The sequence below is a fragment of the Chitinophaga silvisoli genome (genome assembly GCF_003412465.1).
Taxonomy (GTDB): domain Bacteria; phylum Bacteroidota; class Bacteroidia; order Chitinophagales; family Chitinophagaceae; genus Chitinophaga; species Chitinophaga silvisoli.
On sequence record NZ_QTJV01000013.1, the window covers coordinates 46,216 to 67,580 of the forward strand.

The following is a 21,365-nucleotide window of genomic DNA, read 5'->3' on the forward strand; positions in this document are numbered from 1 at the left end:
AACTGGCAAAAAATTGAATGTTTAAAAAGGAATTTAATTCATCATCCGGTAATCATTCGGCGTAATACCTGTTTTCTGTTTGAATAAACGGGTGAAATGTTGGGGGTATTTAAACCCCAATTCATAAGCTATCTCACTCACAGATTTATTCTTGTCGAACACTCTCTCTTTCGCTACATCTATTACTTTCGACTGGATGTATTCCTGCGCAGATCTGCCGGTTTCTTTTTTCACCAGGTCACCAAAATAGTTGGGTGATAAATGCAGGGCTTCTGCAAAATAAGCGACGGAAGGCAAGCCTTCATGCTGTGGTTTACCGGATGAAAAATATCCTTTCAATAGGTATTCAAACCGCTCGAGGATTCCTTTGTTGGCACTGTCGCGGGTAATGAACTGGCGGTCGTAAAAACGGATGCAGTAATTGAGCAACAATTCAATGTTGGATGCAATCAGTTTTTTACTGTGCTTGTCTATATTTTGATCAAGTTCATACTCAATTTTTGAGAAGCAATCAATCACAATACTTTTCTCTTTGTCCGACAGGTGAAGTGCTTCACTTACATCATACGAAAAGAATGAATAATCCTGCATGTGTTTACCCAGGGAAGTACCGTTTACCAGGTCGGGATGAAAGAGCAATATCCAGCCTTGCGGGGTAATAGATTCAACGCCGGGTTGCACTCCTACAACCTGTCCGGGTGCTATAAATACCAAACTTCCTTCCTGGTAGTCATAATATTTTCTTCCATAGCGCAACTGGCCACAATTCAGTTGTTTCAGACTCACCGCATACAAACCAAAGTTGAATGACATGGCGGGCAATGGTTGCGCAATAGACAGGTCAATCACTGTCACCAGCGGATGTTTGGTAGTCATACCCCGCAAGCTATTGTATTGTACGATGCTGCTAATTTTTACTATCTCTTCCATACGCTGTTTATTAATCCTTACAAATTTACTGGTTCCTGCCATCTCTTTTGATACCTGTATGTCCCATCTGTAATATTGGTAGAGAAACCCGTAATCTATATACAAAACGGCCCGCCCTTCCTTCACAATTTTGCAGCATAAAATGTTCAAAATGAAATTGCGACAATTAGGAAACACAGGATTAACGGTATCCGAACTTGGTTTCGGCTGCATGGGCCTCAGCCATGGCTATGCCAACCAGCCTGACAGGAAGGAAGCTATTCGCGTATTGCGCGATGCGGTGGAACAGGGTATCACCTTCTTTGATACAGCTGAGGTGTATGGCCCCTACACCAACGAGGACATCGTCGGGGAAGCGCTCGCACCAGTCAGGGACAAGGTAGTGATTGCCACCAAATTTGGATTCAAAAATGGATCGAACGCCGCACTCGATAGTCGGCCGGAAACAATCCGCAATGTAGTAGATGCATCACTCAAACGCCTGCGCATTGACACCATCGATCTGCTTTACCAACACCGTGTGGATCCGACAGTTCCCATTGAGGAAGTGGCGGGCACTGTAAAGGAGCTTATTGCGGCGGGTAAGGTGAAGTACTTCGGACTTTCGGAGGCCGGTGTTGTAAACATCCGTAAAGCCCACGCCGAGCAGCCCGTGACGGCGTTGCAGAGCGAGTACTCCCTTTGGTGGCGGGAACCCGAAGAAAAGGTATTTCCTGTCCTTGAGGAACTTGGGATTGGTTTTGTGCCGTTCAGCCCACTCGGCAGAGGCTTCCTGACGGGCAAAATAAGTGCTGATACGGTCTTTGAGAAAGAGGATGGCAGGAGTTACTTTCCACGGTTCCAGAAGGAAAACATGGAAGCTAATCAGGCTTTTGTAGAGGTGCTCTATCGGGTGGCCAATGAGAAAGGAGCTACCACCGCGCAGGTAGCGCTCGCATGGATCCTGGCACAAAAGCCATGGATCGTTCCGATCCCTGGTACCACGAAATCCGAACGCGTGAAAGAAAACATCGGCGCGACAGCTGTGGAGCTTTCTCCCACGGAGTTAAGCATGATCACACAGGGGGCGGATAGGATTGAAGCCAGGGGAGGCAGGTATCCGGAAAGCCTGGATAAGGTGATAGATAGGAAAGTTTAGGAGATTGGAGAATGGAAGGATTTTAGGGATGGTGATTTACATCTAAACCGATAGCCGGCTCTATCCGTAGAGCCGGCTAACCGGATGTTAATTATACTTCGAATCTGCAGTTGATATTAATGAATACGTTATTGTCTATTGAAATAAGTCTTCTATCATCGCAGTAAAATACAAAACACTATCCCCTCTTCGAATCAAGCACCTCCTTCAATTGCTCCACATGTTCATCTCCCCATTTACCCATCACCGCAATCACCGGCATAATCGACTCCCCCAGTTCACTCAAGGCATATTTCACATGCTGTATTTTCCCACTAAAAACCTGCTTGTCCACAAGCCTGTGCCTGACCAGTTCATCCAACTGTACATCCAATACTCTTCTTGTAGCCTGCGGAATACTTCTTGCCAGTTCCCCGGGCCTGTTAATCCCATTCGCAATACGTAGCAACAATGCTATCTTCCACCGGCCATGCAATACCTGCCGGATATATTCATGCCCGCAATCCAATATAGGAATCTTTCTTTCATATCCTTTTGCCATATTCCAAAAATAAGGAATAATGAACGCCCGGAACAGTAGATAAATTAATCCACTCTTGTGCGGCTGATACTTGTATGGGAATTTTGCGGTTTAAAAGAAAGAACATGTCTCAAATTCCAAAGATGATGAAGTGCTGGCAAATGGATGGTATAGGACGGGAACTGCTTACACTGCGAGAGGTACCAGTACCCCAGCCCGCACCGGACGCAGTACTGGTAAAAATAGCTGCCGTATCACTCAATTACCGTGATAAAATGGTGATTGAAAGCGGGCGCGGCCTCCCGCTAATCTTTCCATTTACGCCAGGCTCCGATTTCTGCGGGAAAGTCGTAGCAAGCGGTAAGGCGGTCAGCCGCTTCAGGGTTGGCGATCGTGTGATGGCTGCATTTACCCCTGACTGGACAGATGGCCTGCGCCCCGGCAACGCCCGCACGCCGGCCTACCGTACCCTGGGTGGATATTACCCCGGTGTACTAGCAGAATTTGTCACAATGCCGGAAGAATGGTTAGTGCCGGCACCAGCTTCTTTGACAGCTGCTGAAGCCAGTACTCTTCCCTGTGCAGGCCTTACTGCATGGTTTGCATTGGCAGAGCGCGCCAGGGTACGTGCAGGCGACACCGTTTTAATTCCCAGCACAGGTGGAGTGGCTTTGTTCGGCATGCAGATCGCCAGGGCGCATGGTGCCCAGGTGATTGTGGCAGGCAATGCAGCCAACAGGGAACGTACACTCAGTGCAGGGGCCGATTATTTTATCGACAAGCATAATGATGACCTGGTTGAAAAAGTTTACGAAATCACAAACGATCGGGGTGCAGATATTGTATTGGAAGTGATTGGTGGGGCGCACTTGGGCAAAGCGGTGCAGGCAGCGGCAGTAGGTGCCCGCATCTGCCAGATTGGTGCATTGGACGGGTTTGAGCTAAGTGCCCCGGCTATGCCACTGATGCTCAAAGATGTAAGCATTTTCGGCATCGGAACAGGCAGCAGGAAGGCATTGGAACACCTGGTCAGGGCGGTGGACCGTACAGGCTTAAAACCGGTGATTGATAGCAGGTATGCCATGCAGGATTTAAATACTGCTTTGGATCATCTTGACAAAGGACCTTTTGGGAAAATTGTGATTGATATTGATCCAGCCGGATGATGTTTCCCTGTTACACTATGAGGTTGTATTAAAAGTAAAAGAACATGGAGAATTAAATAAACAATCATCCCTTTATGTTAGCTGTCCGGAATAAATCCCGGAGATTTTACTTTTGATACAACCTCATATTATTCCGCCCTTTTATATCACCCCTGGTAATCTTTCGGACTTACCCCATATCGTAATTTAAACGCCTGCGAAAAGCTGGAATGATTTTCATATCCTACCTTCAAATAAACAGTAGCGGGTCGTTCCGAGTTTGAAGCCAGTAATTGTGCGGCCAATGCCAGCTTTTGTTCTACCAGCCATTTCTGCGGAGAAGTATGATAAATCCTGGCGAACTTCCGTTTAAATGATGACAGGCTGCAATTACATAAGAATGCCAGTTCCTCTACTGTAACAGGTGTAACAATGTTATTCTCCATGACCTGTTGAATCAATGTATCTTCATCGCGTTGCGGCAGTACTTCTGCAGCAGGATAACGCTCGCGGATATACACCAGCAATTCTTCCAGTTTTAATAACCTTATCTTATCTGATAAAGGCTCGGGAGATTTCAGCAGTATTTCCAGGGAGTGCACATAGTGACGGATAAATTCGTCCTGCTGCAGGTGTACAAAGGATGGATTAAATTTCAGCAGCAACTCATTCGTAAAGTAAATAATGATGCTCTTAAAATTAGCATGGTCAGGTTTTACCTCCGTCGTCAATACGTTCCCCCTGCGGATCAAAATTAGTTCACTGGCATTAACCTTTACATTTCCATCCGTATGATATAACATCTTCTCTCCTGCTACCACCAGGTTAATCATATTTCGTTCAAGTACAATCCTGTTCTTAATTGTACTATGGTCACTATCATAAATCTTTATAATAACGGGATCGGGTGTCCGATCAAAAGGAAGATGATAAACCTGCATCGCTAAAATTAATCATTATTTTAATGATGCCAATACAGCAGGCAATGTGTTTACGCCCCAGTGTTCAAAGTACTTACCATCTTTGATCCTGACGATATCGATCACGTCGATAGTGAGCTGTTTGCCGCTTGGTGGTATGCCCAGCAAAGTACCGGTTTGAGTACCTACGATCGCTTTGCGTGTAGTGACGAGGTCACCCTCCGCTACCTGGGAATAGATAATCACTTTCATATCCGGCATAGCAGGCCGAAGTACGTTGTTAAATGTATTAATCATACCAGCAGGCCCATTATTGGCCCCTGCCGGCGCGGAATGATTAATAAAGGCAGGATCCATTAATTCTTTAAAACTTTCGACATTCCCCTGCTCAATCACTTCTTTGTTAAATCGCTTTACAATTGCTTTGTTTGCTTCCATTGTAGATAATTTGTAGTTTGTTTGGCTAAATGCTATCTGTGAAAACAGCATTATTATGCCTGTGATCATTTGTTTCATACCACAAAATTATCTCAATATCTACCTGCATGTTATAGCTACGCGTCCAAAATACTGTTGCCAGACATCCAGCATAGTTTGCCTGCTATTTAGGGCACCACTGATAGCGCTCCTCCATACCATTTCTTTTCCCTTTGCCATCGGCAACTCCTTTACAGCCAGTTCTCCCAATCCAGTAGGTCCTCCTTTGGATAAGCTACCGTTAACGCATCTTACACCTCAGCCTGCCTTTCTATTCCTATAAATCAGGCAGGCCGATTTTGTTGTTTCCACAATCCTCGGATCCTGTGCTACAACCGTTTCCAAAAAGCTCCGGTTAGCATCGCCCCACTGGTTCATGGCATCTATTACCGGCATAAGCGACCAGCCGATCTCCGTAAGCGAATACTCCACTTTGGGCGGCAGCTGCGGATAGGTCTTTTTCTCTATCATCCCATGCGCTTCCAGTTCTTTGAGCTGTACACCCAATACCCTGCGGGTAGCGCCCGGCAATAAGCGGAGCATTTCGCTTGGTCGCTTTATATCCATGGATATAGCATTGAGCAGGGCCGGCTTCCATTTGCCATTCAGCACTTCTTTAGTAAGGTGCAGGCCACAATCTATAGTAAGAGGCGTTTTTCTTTCGTACATTTCCTTTTCACTTTACTCAAAATTAGGGATTGTACCTGAATTGATCCATAGGATAAATTTATCCCTATACCATTAGTTTCTCCCATATTGTACCGCTGCAGCAGATGCCCGAGGTTTGTAAAAAAAAAGTAATGAAAGATACAAAGCAGCCACTATTAGAGGAATACCAGCTGGGAGATTTAACTTTGAAGAACCGGGTAGTGATGGCTTCTCTTACCCGTGGGCGGGCCACCAATGCAGGTCTGGTACCCACACCATTAATGGCCAGGTATTATGCGCAACGAGCCTCAGCAGGCTTAATTCTGAGCGAAGGCACCTGGGTGAGTCCAAAAGCCATTGGTTTCATCAATGTGCCGGGGATTTATACCGAAGAACAGGTGGCCGGATGGAAACTGGTGACTCAGGCCGTCCACGACAAGGGTGGTTTGATTTTCTCCCAGTTAGGCCATATTGGTGCCGCCTCCCATCCTGATTTCTTTGATGGCGAACTGCCGGCCGGACCTTCCGCCATCAATCCGCAAACCCATTCTTTTACCCCCGTGGGCTTTAAAGAAACACTAACACCCCGCGAACTGAGCCTCGCAGAGATCAAACAGACGATTCAGGATTACAAACAGGCTGCTAAAAATGCCAGGGAGGCAGGATTTGACGGGATCGAAATACATGCGCAGGCAGGTATGCTAATTCCTCAATTTCTAAGCCTGGCCACTAACCAGCGTACGGATGCTTATGGTGGCAGTATTGAAAACCGTGCCCGCATTGTATTTGAGATCCTGGATGCCATTATAGAAGTATGGGACAGCACACGGGTAGCTATCAAGTTCACACCGGTTGCGCTCAGTCATGTAGGCATCGTGGTGCCGGACGAAGAGACCATTCCCATGTTCCAGTACATCCTTAAAAAATTGAATGATTACCAGCTGGCTTTCCTGCATATTGTAGGGCCCGCAGAAGATTTAACAGGTACACCTGTGGCTGTATTGCAGGACAATTATTTCAGCCATTTCCGCCGTCATTATAGCGGCAGACTGATGGCAAACATGGGATTTACACAGGAAAGCGGCAATGCTATTCTGAAAGAAGGCCTAGCTGACCTGGTATCTTTTGGCGCACCGTTTATTGCCAATCCTGACCTGGTGGAGCGCTTTCAGCATCATCTGCCATTGGCAGAAAGTGACAGGGATACGTATTATAGCGGAGGTGAAAAGGGGTACACCGATTATCCTGCTAGTGTCAAATAATAAGCAAATGCTTTCTTGTGCTGATACAAGAAAGCATTTCACTTCAAAATTTTAAAGTGAACGGTATAGCTATATGCCACCTAAACCAAGCCATCATTTTCCAACCTTGCAAATAGCTCAAAAAAAGAATCCTTCGTGCGCTGATACTTCACAAAACCCAAGTTCCTACTCTTACTCATATCCGTTATGACCACAATGGGCCGACCCAGGTCCAGGTCAGTATGCCAGGCGGAAGCCAGACTTCCGATGAGATCGTCCGTTGAATTATCTGCAATTAAGTCTTAAATTAGTTCCTCTTAATTCATGACTATGGCCGATTATAAAATGGAAGCTGCAGAAAAAGCATTTCAACTCATCCAGGCAAATCAAAGCATCGGCCTTGGCGACGGCTCTACAATCCTCTACCTGGTTCAACTAATCGCCGCCGACAAAACACTGGCATCCACCCTTTCATTTGCTTCCTCTTCTACCAGAACTATCCATCGGCTATTGGAACTTGATCTTACTGTGCAAGCATTAACCGATCTCAATCACCTGGATCTTTATTTTGACGGTTGTGACCAGTTTGACCAGGAGCTCAATGCGCTCAAGAGTGGCAGCGGTATTCATACCATGGAAAAAATAGCCGCATCTATGGCAAAAGAGTTTATCCTGCTGGGTGATAGCGGCAAATATGCAGCAAAGCTTACAAATCAATTCCCGCTTGTCATAGAAATCATACCCGCTGCACTGGCCACTATCCAGGCAAAACTCTTAAGCTCCTTTCAGCATGCCAGCATCGACATACGCGACCAGTTAAATGATCGCGGCAATTATTTATTAGATTTGAAATTTGAGCAATTGCCCGAGCTGAATATGCTCAATACATTTATTAAAATGCTGCCAGGCGTGATCGATCATTCCCTGTTCTACCACATGGCCACTAAAGCAATCGTTTCAGGACCTGCCGGCATAAAGGAAATTACCCCTTCCTCTTAATTCATCAATGCGCGAATTGTCTCCGCTTTGACTGCTATTGAAGGTTGAAACTCCTGCCCTGCCATATACCGCTTTATGCTATACAGCAATTGCTGTGCTTCCACCCGTGTCTCTGCCTCAGATACCAGGTCAATTCCTGACAACATCAGTTTTCCCTTTCCTATCTTACATTCATACAACAGCCCCAATGATCTCCCACTTACCCAATCATCTATCACCCGTATTAACGGCCGCATATGCCCGGCAATAGCATCCGAAATGATCACATTGGAATGACTCATTGCATCCCACCATTGCCAGTTGCTGTAATAATCAGTCGGGAACTCATTAAAGACCGGATGGCGGGGATCCACCAACACACCCAGGGTATGCGGTGCCTGTCCTTTGGTCCAGGCCGTATTCCAGAAGATACTTGAAAAACCTACTGCAACACTTCCGCCACAATCATTTTTAACAGCCCCTTTCCTTAGTGTCAGCAACACACTACCGCCCTCCTGCAAATATGCCTCTGCCTTCGCATCAAATACCTGGGTAAGGAGGATTTTATTTTCAACAGGGGGCTTTACGGCTGGATATACGAAAAGATCCCAGCTATTCTGAAACTCATTCACGGATACACTTAGGGTCAGTTTCGAAGGCGTGGTTACAGTGCTGAGATCCTGCGCTATTTCGCCTATCCGGATACAATTCCCGATAGGCAGATCTCCCTGTTTCAGCACTCCTTTAAACAATACCTTACCTTTTCCATCTGTCACCCGCCATAAGGGTTTTGCATTTTTCAATGGCACCGCACCAAAGTGTGCTACCTCCACAGGCACTTTCAATTGTTCATTATTTAAATACACCATTTTCGGTAACCTTACCAGGGGCACTGTTGTGTTACAAAATTGCCTGAACTCCTTTGCCGTCACATATCCCTTATTCTCCCAGAACGCATTTAATACACCTACCAGTGCCGTTCCCTGACCAGGGAAATCATATAGTCCCAATAACTGGAAACCGCCAAATCCCGGAGTTCTCAAAGCAGCTTCAATATCTGCCTTGTAACACAATGCCTGCAACTTACCTGATGCCAGTAAAAAGCTATCTGCAAGTTGGCCGAGACCATTATCATGGAGGGTGGATTGAAAGATCTCAAAGTTCTTTGCTTTCAATACACCCCTATACTTTTTGATCTCCTTAAAATCCGGGTACACACACCATTGCCCGATCTCATGGCTGACTGTAGGTACCTGCCATTTACTAATGATCGCAGACCAGTCATAATCCGACCTGGGAGCCTGTGCATTGATAACACTATTTAGTCCTGCCCCCCATGATTGTATCCGTGGATCAGGCGTAACGTTGTATTCATTCTCTGCAATCGCAGGCCATCCGCTGCCAGCAGTATAGATCCTGCGCCCGTCTTTTTGCTTCCAGTAATTGGTAAATTTAGCCAGGTATTCCTGGTACCCCTTTCCAGCCGGCTCGTTACCATAGGTGAGCATGCAGAAAGAAGGATGATTGCCATAAGCCTTTATAATAGCATTGCTCTCCTCATAAATATATTGATCGATAGGTGCCCCCTCCCCTATCCGGGTATCACTATTTGCCCAGGATGAACATTCTATCTGCAGGTAAAAACCCACCTGGTCCGCTGCCTGAAAAGCGGCTTCCGGCGGGCACCAGGAATGAAAACGCAGGTGATTGAGACCATAGGATTTTGCGGTTTCAAAAATACGCAGCCAGGAAGCCAGGTCTGTAGCCGGATAACCTGTTAAAGGGAATACCGCACACTCCAAAGTGCCCCGTAAAAATACGTTGCGGCCGTTGTTAGTCAGCCGGCCGCCTGCCGCACTAAATGTCCGCATTCCAAAATCAACAGCAGATAAATCTCCGTTCTTCAGACGGGCTTCCATCGTATATACATTTGGGTGAAATTCATCCCAGAGCAAGGGCTTATCCCCCATACTATAATCCGTTTCAAACAGCAAACTATCTGCAGGAACGGTGATGTTCTTTACGAGCAACTTTCCTTTTACACCAGGTTGATGCTGCAGCTGCGTATTCAGCTGGATGCTGGTATTCACCCTGGCTCCAGTAGTATTCTTTATCAGCACCTTTACATGCACCTTCTTATTCGCCACATCAGGATACAATTGCACATCACTAATAAACAGCTGCGGTCTGGCGGAGATATACAGCGCTCCTGCCATACCGTTCCAGTTCGTCTGCGTATGATCGGTGATACTGTGCGAATTCATGCCCACATTGATGTCCTTCACACGGTTATCTACCCGAATCGTGACCTGGTGCTTACCCGGCGTTAAGTACCCGCTAAGGTCAAATACCTGTGCTGTCGCCAGGCTATTCTTCATACCCACACATTTGTCATCGACCCATACCGTCGTTTCCCAATGGCTCCTTTCTATGAATAGTTCAAGGTGTTGCCTTGCCCAGCCGGCTGGTACAGCCACACTTTTCTGGTACCAGGCGGCTCCCTTATAGTACTTTACCGGCTGCAGCCAAAAGGGTATTTTTATGTTCCCGTCTATTCTATAAGGTGCATATTGTGATTGGAAAAAATAAGAGGAATCCACAATCTCACCTGTCCAGGGTGTAAGCAGACTGATGTCATCTCCTTTTCCATTAGTGGTCATGGATCCGGGTAAATGAATCGTCTTCTTTAATGCACCTGTGTACCACTTTTGAGCAATACCCTGATCTGATGGATCTGTCTGAAAACGCCATTCCCCCGCAAGGGGTATTTTATTGCTTTCCTGTGCATTAGTGTCTATACTAATAACCCCCAGGACAAAATTTACTAAAATGAATATACGTTTCATCATAAATTATTGCTTAGTCATAATACCTTCTAATTCTTCCAATGTTTTACCTTTGGTCTCTTTTATCTTCCACCAGACGAACAGGAAACCGGCTGCACAGATGCCCGCATAAATATAGAAGGACAAGGATCCGAGTTTTTCGAACAATACCGGGAAAGTAAATACCAGTACAAAATAGGCCGCCCAAAGGCAGATTATAGCGATGGTGGTGGCAGCACTCCGCACATTATTGGGGAAGATCTCAGAGATAAGCACCCAGGTAACAGGTGCCAGGGACACCGCATACGTACCGATCGCGGCCAACAAGAACCAGGCGACAGACTGCGCACCTGTGGCCAGCAGGTTGGCCACGATCACATACACTATAGCGAGTCCGCCGGCACCGGCAAGCATGAGCGGCTTTCGCCCGATTTTGTCAACCAGCAGCATGGCCAGCACCGTAAATATAACATTTACACTACCAATGAATACTGTTTGCAACAACTGATCATCCTGCGATGCGCCAATACTTTCAAAGATCTTTGGCGCATAGTTAAAGACGACATTGATGCCACATAACTGCTGGAACACAGCCAGGCCAATACCCGCCAATACAGCGGGCAATACCCTGCCATTCAATACAGCCAGGTAATTTGTCTTTGCAATATGTTGTAATGACTGTTCTACCTGGCGCATAGACTCTGCAGCAAAATCATCGCCGCCGATTTTCCTAAACACAGCAGCAGCTTTTGCTTCCTTGCCATCCTTCATCAGCCAGCGCGGACTCTCCGGCAATAGTAGGGCACCGATAAAAAACAGGCCGGCAGGTACTGCACCTAATCCAAACATATAACGCCAGGCATCGTCACCGCTATTTCTTAAACCATAATTCACCAGGTTGGTGATGAGGATTCCCAGTACAATGGTCAGCTGATTGATAGCTACCATTCGTCCCCGCAAATGAGCAGGGGCAATTTCAGCAATGTACATAGGAGATAACATAGAAGCCATACCTACCCCAATACCGGCTACAAAACGGGAGAGGATAAAGAAATCCCTGTTTGTCGCCATGGCCATTAACAGGGAAGAAATGGTAAAGATGCCCGCAGCCAGCAGCAAACCCGGCCGCCGCCCGTATTTCTCAGCAATACTACCCGCTACAATACATCCACCCATGGCACCCAGTGCCAGGCTCCCCGTAGCAAATCCTTCCCAGTAGGCATTCAGCAAAAACTGCTTTTGTAAAAAGGGTAAAGCACCTGAAATAACCGCAAAATCAAATCCGAATAAATAACCGCCCAGTGCTGAAATAAATGAGATTCCTAAGATATAAAATGTGCGAAAGTGGTAGCCTTGTAAACCGGCTACCTTTGCATCGCTTCGTGGAATAAATGTGGCCATTGTAATTAGTTTTTCCGGTGTGCCAGTGCTCCCTGGTGATTAATATTCAGCTGGAGCACGCGGTCAAAGAGTTCTTTGGTTTTATCTGCATATGCAGGACCCAGGCCAAGGTAACCCAGGGCCATTAAGTACAGGCAATGAATATGATTGCGCAGGTCCAGGTCAACCTCAAAAACCAATAGATCAGGCAATGATACAGCAAAATAATCCAGGGTGATTTTATCATTCAGGTGTTGAGCACCAAAATCAATCAGGCGATTGAATATTGCGGTTGCCTTATCTGTGTGTTGCAAAGCCTGCCATGCAAGGCCCTGGTAAAAGATTTTGTCTGGCTGCGGGTCGTTGTAAAAAATAGCCTGTACCGGTTGAGAGATGCCCTGTGTAGCTAATTTAAAATAATGTTCCGCTTCTGCTGGCTGCTGCAGTTGTTCATAGGCCACCCCTTTCAGATAATGGAGATCATTCTCCTGGGTGCCATATAATTTGCCTTCGCCAAGGTTCGCAGGATAGTTTTCAGCCGCTGCCAGGTAGTTGAGAGCGATCGCCGGCTGCCCTTCGCTGATGGCCTGTTTAGCTAATGCAATATGTGCGATGAGGTATTGGCTCACGACCTTTCCCTCTCCGCCTTCCCATGGATGGAATTTGAAAGCGGCGATCAGGGACCGGGCTGTTTCATGGTTCCCCAGTTGGTTATATAGAGTAATTCTTTCGAGGTATAGATCCTCCCGCTCCATGACCAATGGTAAATATGTTTCCAGGAATGCCAGTCGTTCAGCATGTGGCCTGTTTAGTTTTTTGTATAGCTGATCCAGTTCCATAAGTACGCGGGCATCTGCAGGGTCCAGCTGAAAAGCTTTTTCCATGGCTGCCAGTGCGCGGGCTTCATCATGCAGCTTATTGTGATAAGCGAGTGAGAGATTACGGAAAACGGTAGGGAAATCGTTCTTTATTTCAGTAGATGCCTCCCAGCAGGCAATCGCCTCCTTATATTGCCGTTTATCGTACCAATAGTTGCCCAGGTAATAATAAGCCTTTGCATCTGCCGGGTTAAGGGCAATGGCTGTCTGCAATACCAGCAGATCTTCTATCCTGTTAGGAAAGACAAAATCGGGGCTGAGCGTGGCTGCAGTGGTAAAATAGTCTGTAGCTGCCTGCTGCTGGCCTGCCTGGTAAGCCAGCCATCCGAGGTAATAGGTGACCAATGTATTCCGCGCATCTCCTTGTCTATACACTTCTAATAATTGCGCCGCTTCGGCGTACAATCCAGCATGGGCGTAATCCAGTGCATATTCTATAAAGTTGTGATCCCAGTTACGGCTGAGGGTTTTCAGGTGTTCGAGCACCTCATTTCCGGGGGGTGATAAGAGATATTTTTCGAAGATACAACCATAATTGAAGGGGTCTAATGCCAGTGATTCATCAATGAGCGTCAATGCTTCATTTTCCCGCTTCAGTTTTCGGAGCAGGGCTACCTTCAGATGTCGTACCGTATGACTTTGATAATTCCTGATCAGCGACTGATCGATAAAGGATAATGCCTCTTCATACTGATGCTGCATCAGGGCAATTCTTGCCAGGTTTAGAAATCCTGTATGCTGCCAGGCATCGTTCCATATAGCTTTATAAAATGCATCGTAGGCTTCGGCTGTTTTACCCTGGAGCTTTAAGGACCAGCCAAGGTGATAAAATGCCTCCCCATCGTAAGGATTGGGATTACGCTGCGTAAGGGTATGAATGGCCTGCCTGAGATATTTTTCAGCAGTGCTAAATTGTCCACGGCGCAGGAACCAGATACCCATTGCATTATTGCAGCGGGCATCTTTCGGATCCCGTCGCAGGGCTTCTGCATAGTAATCAGTAGGCAAAAAAGTAGCATGCCTGTATTGCTCCAGGTGCTGGCCGGTCAGGAACAGCTGATCGTTATTTTCAACGGCTGCTGGTGACAGGGCGGCGATGGCCGGCTCGGGTGTGGGCTGGGTGATCTGCTTTTCTTTTTGATAAGTGAGGAGTACTCTGCCGGTTTGCAGGTCGGTGATAGTGAGCAATAGCGTTTCCGGAGATACAGGCTGATCAAAGTCTACAGTGCCTGTAAAAGGTTCAAAGGGAGAAGAGGCGATCGTTTTATGCCAAATTATTTTTGCTCCCAGGGTAAAGGCAATTTCCAGCTCCTTATAGGCTGCCGTAACGTATAGCTTCAGGTCAGCACCGGTCGTAGTATATTCTACATTAATAAGGGCTTCTTTAGTCGCATTCTTCACAGCTCCGAGCTCCCTGTAGGGCATAAAATACTGGGTGAAGGTTTTGGTCTCCCCGGCCTGGATCCAGCTGAAATCGGGCTGATTATCGGTAAATACACCGGTCATCAGTTCAATATAGGGTCCATCCTCATCCGTGAGGTTCCTGTCCCAGGCATGGCCAAATGCACCGTTGCCCCAGGTCCACTGTTTCTTTCCGGGGGAGATGTGGTGGTCTGCTACGTGTAAAAGCCCCCCATTGGAATCGTGTTCATACCCCCCTACAAAATTGTATCTGGAGCTGGCGGCCATGTATGAGGTGGGGACAGGTATATTGCTATAGCGGGCGATATCAGTACCCGGAGAATAATCCACTTTGTAATAGGTGCCTTTGGCGATCGGGAAGTCGGAAACGTCCCGCTTACCATGGTCGTATACGGCATGTACATCGGGAGGGAAAATGGTCTGGTACCGGTCATTGACTTTTACAGCAGGATTTGCCCACCAGAGAAAGGTTTGCGGAAACGGTGTCCGGTTATACAGTTTCCCTTGTACTTCAAGGTATGCCTTGTCAGGATACAAAGTGAAGCCGGCCATTCCTTTCGTACGGAACATTCTTTCCACTTCGTTGACCCAGACAGTTTTACTGCCATCTTTATTTTCGGTGATGGTAAAGTCCACCGGGTCGAAGGTGGATGGGCGATGGTGCTGGGGCCAGTTGAACTCAATACCTCCTGAGATCCAGGGGCCGGTAAGGCCAACGAGAGCGGGTTTAATCACCCGGTTGTAATAAATAAAGTGGCGTTGTTTCACCTTGTCATACGCCATCTGAATTCTTCCTCCCAGTTCCGGCAGGACCATAATTTTCAGGTACTGGTTTTCCAGGAATACAGCCTGATAGGCTTTATCTGCTTTTTCATCGTAGATCTTTTCAATTACCGGGTGGGGATAGACGACACCGCTACTTCCCTGGTAGACCCGTTTCTCGAGGAACATGGGATTTTTTTCCGGTTTACCGATGGCATAGGTGGGGATCATTACGACCTCCTTCCATACATGAACATAGTTTTCCATAACGTTGATGCTGATTGTGTATATTCGCTATCAAAACTAAGAATGCGGGGAAAATTATTGATGGATTAACTTTGGATATCTATGGATTATTCTACGATTGTAATGCTTATTGAAATGCAAAGCCGGCTGCAGGCCTAAATGAGTTGTTATGAGAAAAAAGGAAGGTTTCCAGGGACAGAAAGCGGTGGTCATACCAAGAAAAATTATTGCTGATCAATGTGCAGGGCATCCTGTCATCAGTAATTTGTATGTGACGGATATCGGGTATTATCCGCGGGCAAAATATCATTACCGGGAGCGCTTGCATGGGATAGACCAGTATATTTTTATCTATTGCCTGGAAGGCAGGGGTACGGTCTCCATAAAGAAAAATACGTATGAGGTAGAAGGAGGTGAATTCTTTATAGTGCCGGCTAATGTGGCACATTCGTATATGGCGGATGCTGATCATCCCTGGACGATCTACTGGATCCATTTTAAGGGGAAGTCAGCCGCAGCCATAACAGACCTGTTCATGGGCAGGTATAATGGATATAAGGGTTTCAGGCATTATGATGAGCGGATGCTACAGTTGTTTGATGAGATCTATCAGCATTTGGAGCGGGGTTATAGTATGGACCATCTGGTGTATTCCAATATGTGCCTGCAGCATTTCCTGGGATCATTTTTATATCCGAAGAATGATAGTGATACAAAGGAATTAGGACAGCATAATATTGCTATAGATTTTATGAACCGGCATCTGGACAGGATGTTGACGGTGGAGGAAATGGCGGGCTCGGTTAATTTGTCTACGTCGCATTTTACGTATTTATTTAAAACGAAAACGGGGTTTACGCCGATAGAATATTTAAATCATTTAAAGGTACAGAAGGCTTGTCAGTACCTGTTGTTTACGGATCTGAGGGTAAAGGAGATTGCGTATGAACTGGGGATAGAGGACCAGTCTTATTTTTCGCGCTTGTTTACAAAGGTGATGGGAGTATCACCGAATGAGTATAGGGAAAGGAGGAGTGGTTAAGCCCGGGAGGCCGCTTATGGAAGGCGGCTGGCTACCTTTTCTCCCCATTCATTCATCGCATGTAAGATCGGCATTAATGTTTTCCCCAGATCGCTCAGTTCATATTCTACCCGCGGTGGTTTTTCATTAAAGCTATGCCGGATTATTAAACCATCATCTTCCAGCTCTTTTAACTGCTGGGATAATATTTTCCTGGAAATATCCGGGATTTGTATGGTGAGTTTGCCGAAGCGAATATTCCCTACTGCTATCCTGGCCAAAATAATTGGCTTCCATTTTCCACCAATGTAGCCCATGGTCTTTACCATCGGACAGTATGGAGCATGTTCTTCAAATTTCTTCATTAGTTACTTTAATGTTACTACTTTTTATGTTTTAGTTACATGAATGTTACTACTATTTCGATCTGCATGAAAGCATCTCTGGGAATGTAGTAGTTACTTTACGTACAATTTTTAGTTAAAGGTAGTGCATCTACTATTTAAAAAAAGAAAAATGGAAATAAAGCGACATTTCGAAAAAGACCTGGCAGGTAAAGTGGCACTTGTAACCGGTGGCACAAAAGGTATTGGCAAAGCTATAGCCAGCAGGCTTACAGCAGCAGGAGCAACAGTAATTGTAACGGCACGGCATCCTTCGGGAGAAGCAAACCCATCTTATCATTTTATAGCCGCGGATTTGTCTGACCCGGCAGAAGTGCTGAAGGTAAGCCGGGAGGTCAGTGATAAATTTGGTGGTGTAGATATACTGGTGAATAACATGGGTGCGAATACATATCCCGGTGGTGGTTTTAGTACCTTGGAAGATGCGCATTGGAACGAGGCATTACAGGTCAACCTGCTCTCGTCTGTTCGTTTAGACAGGGCATTATTACCTAAAATGCTGGCGCAGAAAGAAGGGGTTATCGTTCACATTTCTTCCACCAGCAGCCGTTTTCCCATTTGGGAGTCAACGATGGCTTATAGTGCAGCAAAAGCGGCATTAAATACGTATAGCAAGGCGTTGTCTGACGAAGTGGCTCCCCAGGGGGTGCGGGTGGTGACAGTGTCACCGGGATTGAACAGGACATCGGCGATGGCCGCTTTTTTAGAAGAACTGGCTAAGAATGCAAATACCACGGTGGAAGCGGTGACGGGTAAACTATTTGAGAGGTTGGGTGGAGTGCCGATGGGGAGAATGGCGGCACCGGAGGAAACGGCGGAGTTAGTATATTTCCTGGTATCGCAACAAGCGGGGTATATAACGGGAGCGAATTATGTGATTGACGGAGGGAATTTTCCGGTTGTATAATAGCGGCTACTGGCGGAATCAGGATCCGCCAGTAGTTATTTCTTTTATAAGTTTTGCGGGTATGCCTCCTACAACAGTATTCCCTTGTATTAGCCAGACCAATATTGCTCAGGGTAAGCTGGAAGCCTTTCGGCATACCAACCTGTGTATGACACCGGCGTATTCTATGATACACGCACCGGTGCAGAAGCAGACTTTATAACAATCTTTCCTGCTGCATGTACGAAAAATCTCTTTGGTGTTATCACTGCACTGAACGTTGATACCATGAATTTTGGTCAGGTGGCTGCTGAATGGTGTGGTATCAGGTCCAGATGAATTTCGCTTAGTACCAAATTAGAAAATCAAAGAATTGCATAGGGAGACAGGTGGCTATTTTTGCGAAAGAGCGGAGATTATTTGAATATCTTAATGAAAGATTTGAAATTCTTAATGGTGAGGGAGATAAAAGTTCGTTTAAAAATAGGGAGTAGATTTTTTTTACAAAGTATTTTTTGTTAAATTCAGTATAATAGAATCATAAAAGGCACAACGATTATTAAAACAATATTGTTAACCACAATTATGTGAATGTCTTTATAATCAGGGCTTCTCAGGCTTTTTTTAGTTGTTAACCATCAACAAAAAATATATAAATTCGCATGCAGACAGTTTATGTGGATACCTCTGTATTTGGGGGGTGTTACGAAACGGACCATTCAAAAGACAGCCTTCAGCTGTTGAATGAATTTAAAAGGGGAGAAAAGAAAATGATGATCTCCGAACTTGTTATTGAAGAGCTAAATGATGCAAGGCATGAAATCAGGATCCTGCCATTGGAGGTTCCTGTAATCTTCAGTATAATGGCACCTGTATCTTTCAGAGCACGTATGCTCGCGCAGAAGTATATTCAGGACGGGGTGTTAAGTGCTAAAAGTATTTATGATGCATTGCATATAGCTACAGCTACTTTACAAGGTGCAAATACCGTAGCCAGTTTGAATTTCAGGCACATGGTGAATTCCGGTAAGATTAAACATATTAATGCAATCAACACAGACATGGGGTTTAGGACCATTGAAATCAAAACACCAAAAGAAATTATAAATCCATCATTATGAAAGAACCAATAAAAGGCTACGATAGCGTAGCAGAAGTCAGAAAAACCAGGGAGCGCTTATATGAAAAATATGGTGATGATTGGGATGCAATTTTCGACATGCTCCAAAAAGCACCCAAAAAATACATAGAAAGCCTGAATCAAAAATAAGGCAAGTCCAATCAACAAAAAGGTGACCAGGCATGATTACCCGGTCACCTTTCAGTTTGGAACAGTCATTGCAACGCCCTTATTACATTGTCTCTCCATTTTTTAAATCCCCCCTTTCCATTGTTCCCTATCCTATAACTTAAATAATCCGGGCAAATAAATATCGATAGATAAGCCTGTAATCATGCTTTTCTATCCGCTCTCACAAGGTGATTAACTATTTCACAACAAAATCAGCTCATTCCAAAACGAATCCGGAATCTCCGCCTTCGTCATGCTCAGGTTATTCTCCACCTGCTCCGGCCTGCTCGTACTAAGTGCAATGCTTTGCACCCCCGGCGCATTTAATCCAAATCTGACACAAGCTGTCGCCGGTGTCAGATTATATTTGGTACACAGCGCAAAAAATCGGGTTCTCCATTCCAGCAATGCAATTCCATCCTCCGTATCTTTATCCACTGGCTTATAATTGTAATAATCCCCTCCGGTTAAAAAGCCACCGTTAAAAACGGCTGAATTAATAACAAATACCCCCCTGCTCTGTAATTCATGCATAAACAATGCAAGTTCTACCGGATGATCATAAAGTGTATAACTATTGGCAAACATTACCCAATCCAACGCTACATCTTCTGACAAACGCTTTATTACCCGCCAGTTCTTAGCCCCTACTCCTACAGCACTCACCTGCCCTGCCTGCTTCAGGTCATTCAACGCCTTGTAGGCAAGTAATATATCGTCATACAGGTTATCTTCATGCGACTTATCAGTGGCTCTTGCCAGGTATTCATCCGGATCATGCACGGACACAAAATTGGCTTTGTAATTCCCCAGCAGCTGATTGCCCTGCTCATAACATTCCATGATTCCATCATAATCAATACGCTGAACAGCATCATACTGCAGGTTTTTCCATACACCCGGCTCAAAGGTAGGCTCCTCCTGTTCCAATGGCACCCTCAGCCAGCCCAGCTTGTTACTGATAATGACATCTGCCGGCGATATATTCAACTCCTGGAGCGCCTTACCAAGGCATTCCAGCGCAAGTCCGGCCCCATATTTTCCTGCTGTATCAAATGTAGGGGGAGCATCCGTGTGGGTTATAAACTCCTTTACGATGGCAGTTTTCGTGGTCTGGGGCAGCTCCCGGTATATATTCCCGAGACAACTGGTTCCCATTATTACTTCTGGCAATGGCAACATGCGAAGATATTTTTGTGTCAGTTTAGATGCGACCAAATATGTGTTATTTCACGCAAAATACTTATATACAAAAGCGACATACATATGTATAATTCCGATGTGTTGATGCAACCAAAATTTATCAATTAAAACTCTTATAAATGAATTTTTATGTAGCTTTCCGTTTTTAAACCAGCCTACAATTGCCGCCGTCATGAGGAACCGATTTACATTCTCATTACTGAATACCGATTATGTTCAACTGAATGAGAGCTGGAACTATCTGAATGTAATTAGTCCCTTTTACCGGCTTTATCTCATAGACGATGGTATCGGACACCTCTCTACTCCTGAGCAGAGCATCACCCTGGAAAAAGGCCAGCTGTACCTGATACCGAGTTTTACCATGTTCAACCAGACCTGCCCTTCTAATCTCAGCCAGTTTTACGTGCACTTTATCGAAGAATCGTCCGATGGCGGGTCCCTGTTTGCCCGTAGCAGGAAATTATTACAGACTACAGCAACGGCCGCCGACATTGAACTCTTTCAAAGACTGGTGACCATTAATCCAGGCAGAGACCTCAGGAAGTCTGATAATCCGAAAGTATATGAAAAAACGAATATCCTGAAAGGCTTCCAGGAAGCCAATGCCAAGCTATCACTAGCCACTCTTCTTGAAACGCAGGGCCTCATCCAGATCTTATTATCCAGGTTCCTGGATAGTAAAGATTTTGCCAGCGAGAATATAAAAATAATCCCATCCAGGATTATGGAGGCAATCAATCATATTCAAACTAATCTGTCAGGTAGTCTATCAGTGGAGGAACTGGCTACGCGGGCCAACCTTAGTACAGATCATTTTTCAAGATCCTTTTACCAGCATACCGGTCAGCGACCGCTCCAATTCATCCAGCAAAAACGAATTGAACGCGCCCAGTTCTTAATTTTAACCTCTAATTATTCATTTGCAGAAATCGCAGAGCAAACAGGATTTGAGAGCCTGAGTTATTTTGCCAGGGTTTTTAAGGGTACTACCGGACAAACACCCGGTACCTACAGGGATAGTAATGCCTATATATAAAAAAAACATCC

Annotated in this window: 20 protein-coding genes; 10 read left to right on the plus strand and 10 right to left on the minus strand. The window is 45.6% G+C overall.

What is annotated here, in order from left to right:
• Window positions 1–33: 33 nt before the first annotated feature.
• Window positions 34–930 carry a helix-turn-helix domain-containing protein gene (locus DXN04_RS27685; RefSeq protein ID WP_116856842.1) on the minus strand — a complete coding sequence of 299 codons (897 nt, stop codon included), beginning with the start codon at window positions 928–930 and terminating at the stop codon, window positions 34–36.
• Between the two features lie 151 nt (window positions 931–1,081).
• On the opposite strand from DXN04_RS27685, the gene DXN04_RS27690 reads away from it, so the two are divergent.
• On the plus strand, window positions 1,082–2,068 hold the full coding sequence (locus DXN04_RS27690) for an aldo/keto reductase (RefSeq protein WP_116856843.1): 987 nt from the start codon (window positions 1,082–1,084) through the stop codon (window positions 2,066–2,068).
• Between the two features lie 178 nt (window positions 2,069–2,246).
• Here the strand turns inward: DXN04_RS27690 and DXN04_RS27695 are convergent, their stop codons facing one another.
• On the minus strand, window positions 2,247–2,609 hold the full coding sequence (locus tag DXN04_RS27695) for a winged helix-turn-helix transcriptional regulator (protein WP_116856669.1): 363 nt from the start codon (window positions 2,607–2,609) through the stop codon (window positions 2,247–2,249).
• Between the two features lie 104 nt (window positions 2,610–2,713).
• Between DXN04_RS27695 and DXN04_RS27700 the strand changes: the two genes are divergently transcribed.
• A complete protein-coding gene (locus DXN04_RS27700; RefSeq protein ID WP_199415151.1) occupies window positions 2,714–3,754 on the plus strand; it encodes a zinc-dependent alcohol dehydrogenase family protein in 1,041 nt (346 codons plus the stop codon).
• Between the two features lie 146 nt (window positions 3,755–3,900).
• On the opposite strand, the gene DXN04_RS27705 is transcribed toward DXN04_RS27700, so the two are convergent.
• From DXN04_RS27705 to DXN04_RS27715, 3 genes are all read right to left on the minus strand, one after another.
• Window positions 3,901–4,674 (minus strand): helix-turn-helix domain-containing protein, encoded by a 774-nt coding sequence (locus DXN04_RS27705; protein ID WP_116856670.1) that lies wholly within the window; start codon window positions 4,672–4,674, stop codon window positions 3,901–3,903.
• Between the two features lie 15 nt (window positions 4,675–4,689).
• Window positions 4,690–5,091: an ester cyclase gene (locus DXN04_RS27710; RefSeq protein ID WP_116856845.1), complete on the minus strand. Its 402-nt coding sequence runs from the start codon at window positions 5,089–5,091 to the stop codon at window positions 4,690–4,692.
• A 297-nt stretch (window positions 5,092–5,388) separates the two neighbouring features.
• Complete coding sequence (locus tag DXN04_RS27715) at window positions 5,389–5,799, minus strand: winged helix-turn-helix transcriptional regulator (protein WP_116856671.1); 411 nt, start codon at window positions 5,797–5,799, stop codon at window positions 5,389–5,391.
• A 131-nt stretch (window positions 5,800–5,930) separates the two neighbouring features.
• Between DXN04_RS27715 and DXN04_RS27720 the strand changes: the two genes are divergently transcribed.
• The gene (locus tag DXN04_RS27720; protein WP_116856846.1) at window positions 5,931–7,040 is read left to right on the plus strand and encodes an alkene reductase; all 1,110 of its coding nucleotides are present in this window, start codon (window positions 5,931–5,933) and stop codon (window positions 7,038–7,040) included.
• Window positions 7,041–7,349: 309 nt separating this feature from the next.
• Window positions 7,350–8,018, plus strand: coding sequence for a ribose 5-phosphate isomerase A (gene rpiA, locus DXN04_RS27730; RefSeq protein ID WP_158569184.1), 669 nt, complete (start codon window positions 7,350–7,352; stop codon window positions 8,016–8,018).
• On the opposite strand, the gene DXN04_RS27735 is transcribed toward rpiA, so the two are convergent.
• From DXN04_RS27735 to DXN04_RS27745, 3 genes are read right to left on the minus strand one after another with little or no spacing between them, the layout of a single operon-like run.
• Window positions 8,015–10,846, minus strand: coding sequence for a sugar-binding domain-containing protein (locus tag DXN04_RS27735; RefSeq protein WP_199415152.1), 2,832 nt, complete (start codon window positions 10,844–10,846; stop codon window positions 8,015–8,017). The genes rpiA and DXN04_RS27735 overlap by 4 nt on opposite strands.
• A 3-nt stretch (window positions 10,847–10,849) precedes the next feature.
• On the minus strand, window positions 10,850–12,223 hold the full coding sequence (locus tag DXN04_RS27740) for a sugar porter family MFS transporter (protein WP_116856673.1): 1,374 nt from the start codon (window positions 12,221–12,223) through the stop codon (window positions 10,850–10,852).
• Between the two features lie 5 nt (window positions 12,224–12,228).
• Window positions 12,229–15,531: a DUF5107 domain-containing protein gene (locus tag DXN04_RS27745; protein ID WP_116856674.1), complete on the minus strand. Its 3,303-nt coding sequence runs from the start codon at window positions 15,529–15,531 to the stop codon at window positions 12,229–12,231.
• Between the two features lie 148 nt (window positions 15,532–15,679).
• On the opposite strand from DXN04_RS27745, the gene DXN04_RS27750 reads away from it, so the two are divergent.
• Entirely contained in the window at window positions 15,680–16,552 is an 873-nt protein-coding gene (locus DXN04_RS27750) for an AraC family transcriptional regulator (RefSeq protein WP_116856675.1), read from the plus strand.
• Window positions 16,553–16,566: 14 nt separating this feature from the next.
• On the opposite strand, the gene DXN04_RS27755 is transcribed toward DXN04_RS27750, so the two are convergent.
• Complete coding sequence (locus DXN04_RS27755) at window positions 16,567–16,896, minus strand: winged helix-turn-helix transcriptional regulator (RefSeq protein WP_116856676.1); 330 nt, start codon at window positions 16,894–16,896, stop codon at window positions 16,567–16,569.
• 151 nt (window positions 16,897–17,047) lie between these two features.
• On the opposite strand from DXN04_RS27755, the gene DXN04_RS27760 reads away from it, so the two are divergent.
• The 4 genes from DXN04_RS27760 (at window position 17,048) to DXN04_RS34935 (ending at window position 19,091) form a co-directional block, all read left to right on the plus strand.
• Window positions 17,048–17,842 (plus strand): SDR family oxidoreductase, encoded by a 795-nt coding sequence (locus tag DXN04_RS27760; protein WP_116856677.1) that lies wholly within the window; start codon window positions 17,048–17,050, stop codon window positions 17,840–17,842.
• Between the two features lie 61 nt (window positions 17,843–17,903).
• Entirely contained in the window at window positions 17,904–18,044 is a 141-nt protein-coding gene (locus DXN04_RS34930) for a hypothetical protein (RefSeq protein ID WP_158569186.1), read from the plus strand.
• Between the two features lie 439 nt (window positions 18,045–18,483).
• A complete protein-coding gene (locus DXN04_RS27765) occupies window positions 18,484–18,942 on the plus strand; it encodes a PIN domain-containing protein (RefSeq protein WP_116856678.1) in 459 nt (152 codons plus the stop codon).
• The gene (locus tag DXN04_RS34935) at window positions 18,939–19,091 is read left to right on the plus strand and encodes a hypothetical protein (RefSeq protein WP_158569188.1); all 153 of its coding nucleotides are present in this window, start codon (window positions 18,939–18,941) and stop codon (window positions 19,089–19,091) included. The genes DXN04_RS27765 and DXN04_RS34935 overlap by 4 nt, the downstream gene beginning before the upstream one ends.
• Window positions 19,092–19,313: 222 nt before the next feature.
• On the opposite strand, the gene DXN04_RS27770 is transcribed toward DXN04_RS34935, so the two are convergent.
• Window positions 19,314–20,294 carry an aldo/keto reductase gene (locus DXN04_RS27770; RefSeq protein WP_116856679.1) on the minus strand — a complete coding sequence of 327 codons (981 nt, stop codon included), beginning with the start codon at window positions 20,292–20,294 and terminating at the stop codon, window positions 19,314–19,316.
• A gap of 193 nt (window positions 20,295–20,487) precedes the next feature.
• On the opposite strand from DXN04_RS27770, the gene DXN04_RS27775 reads away from it, so the two are divergent.
• A complete protein-coding gene (locus DXN04_RS27775; protein WP_116856680.1) occupies window positions 20,488–21,354 on the plus strand; it encodes a helix-turn-helix domain-containing protein in 867 nt (288 codons plus the stop codon).
• Window positions 21,355–21,365: the final 11 nt, after the last annotated feature.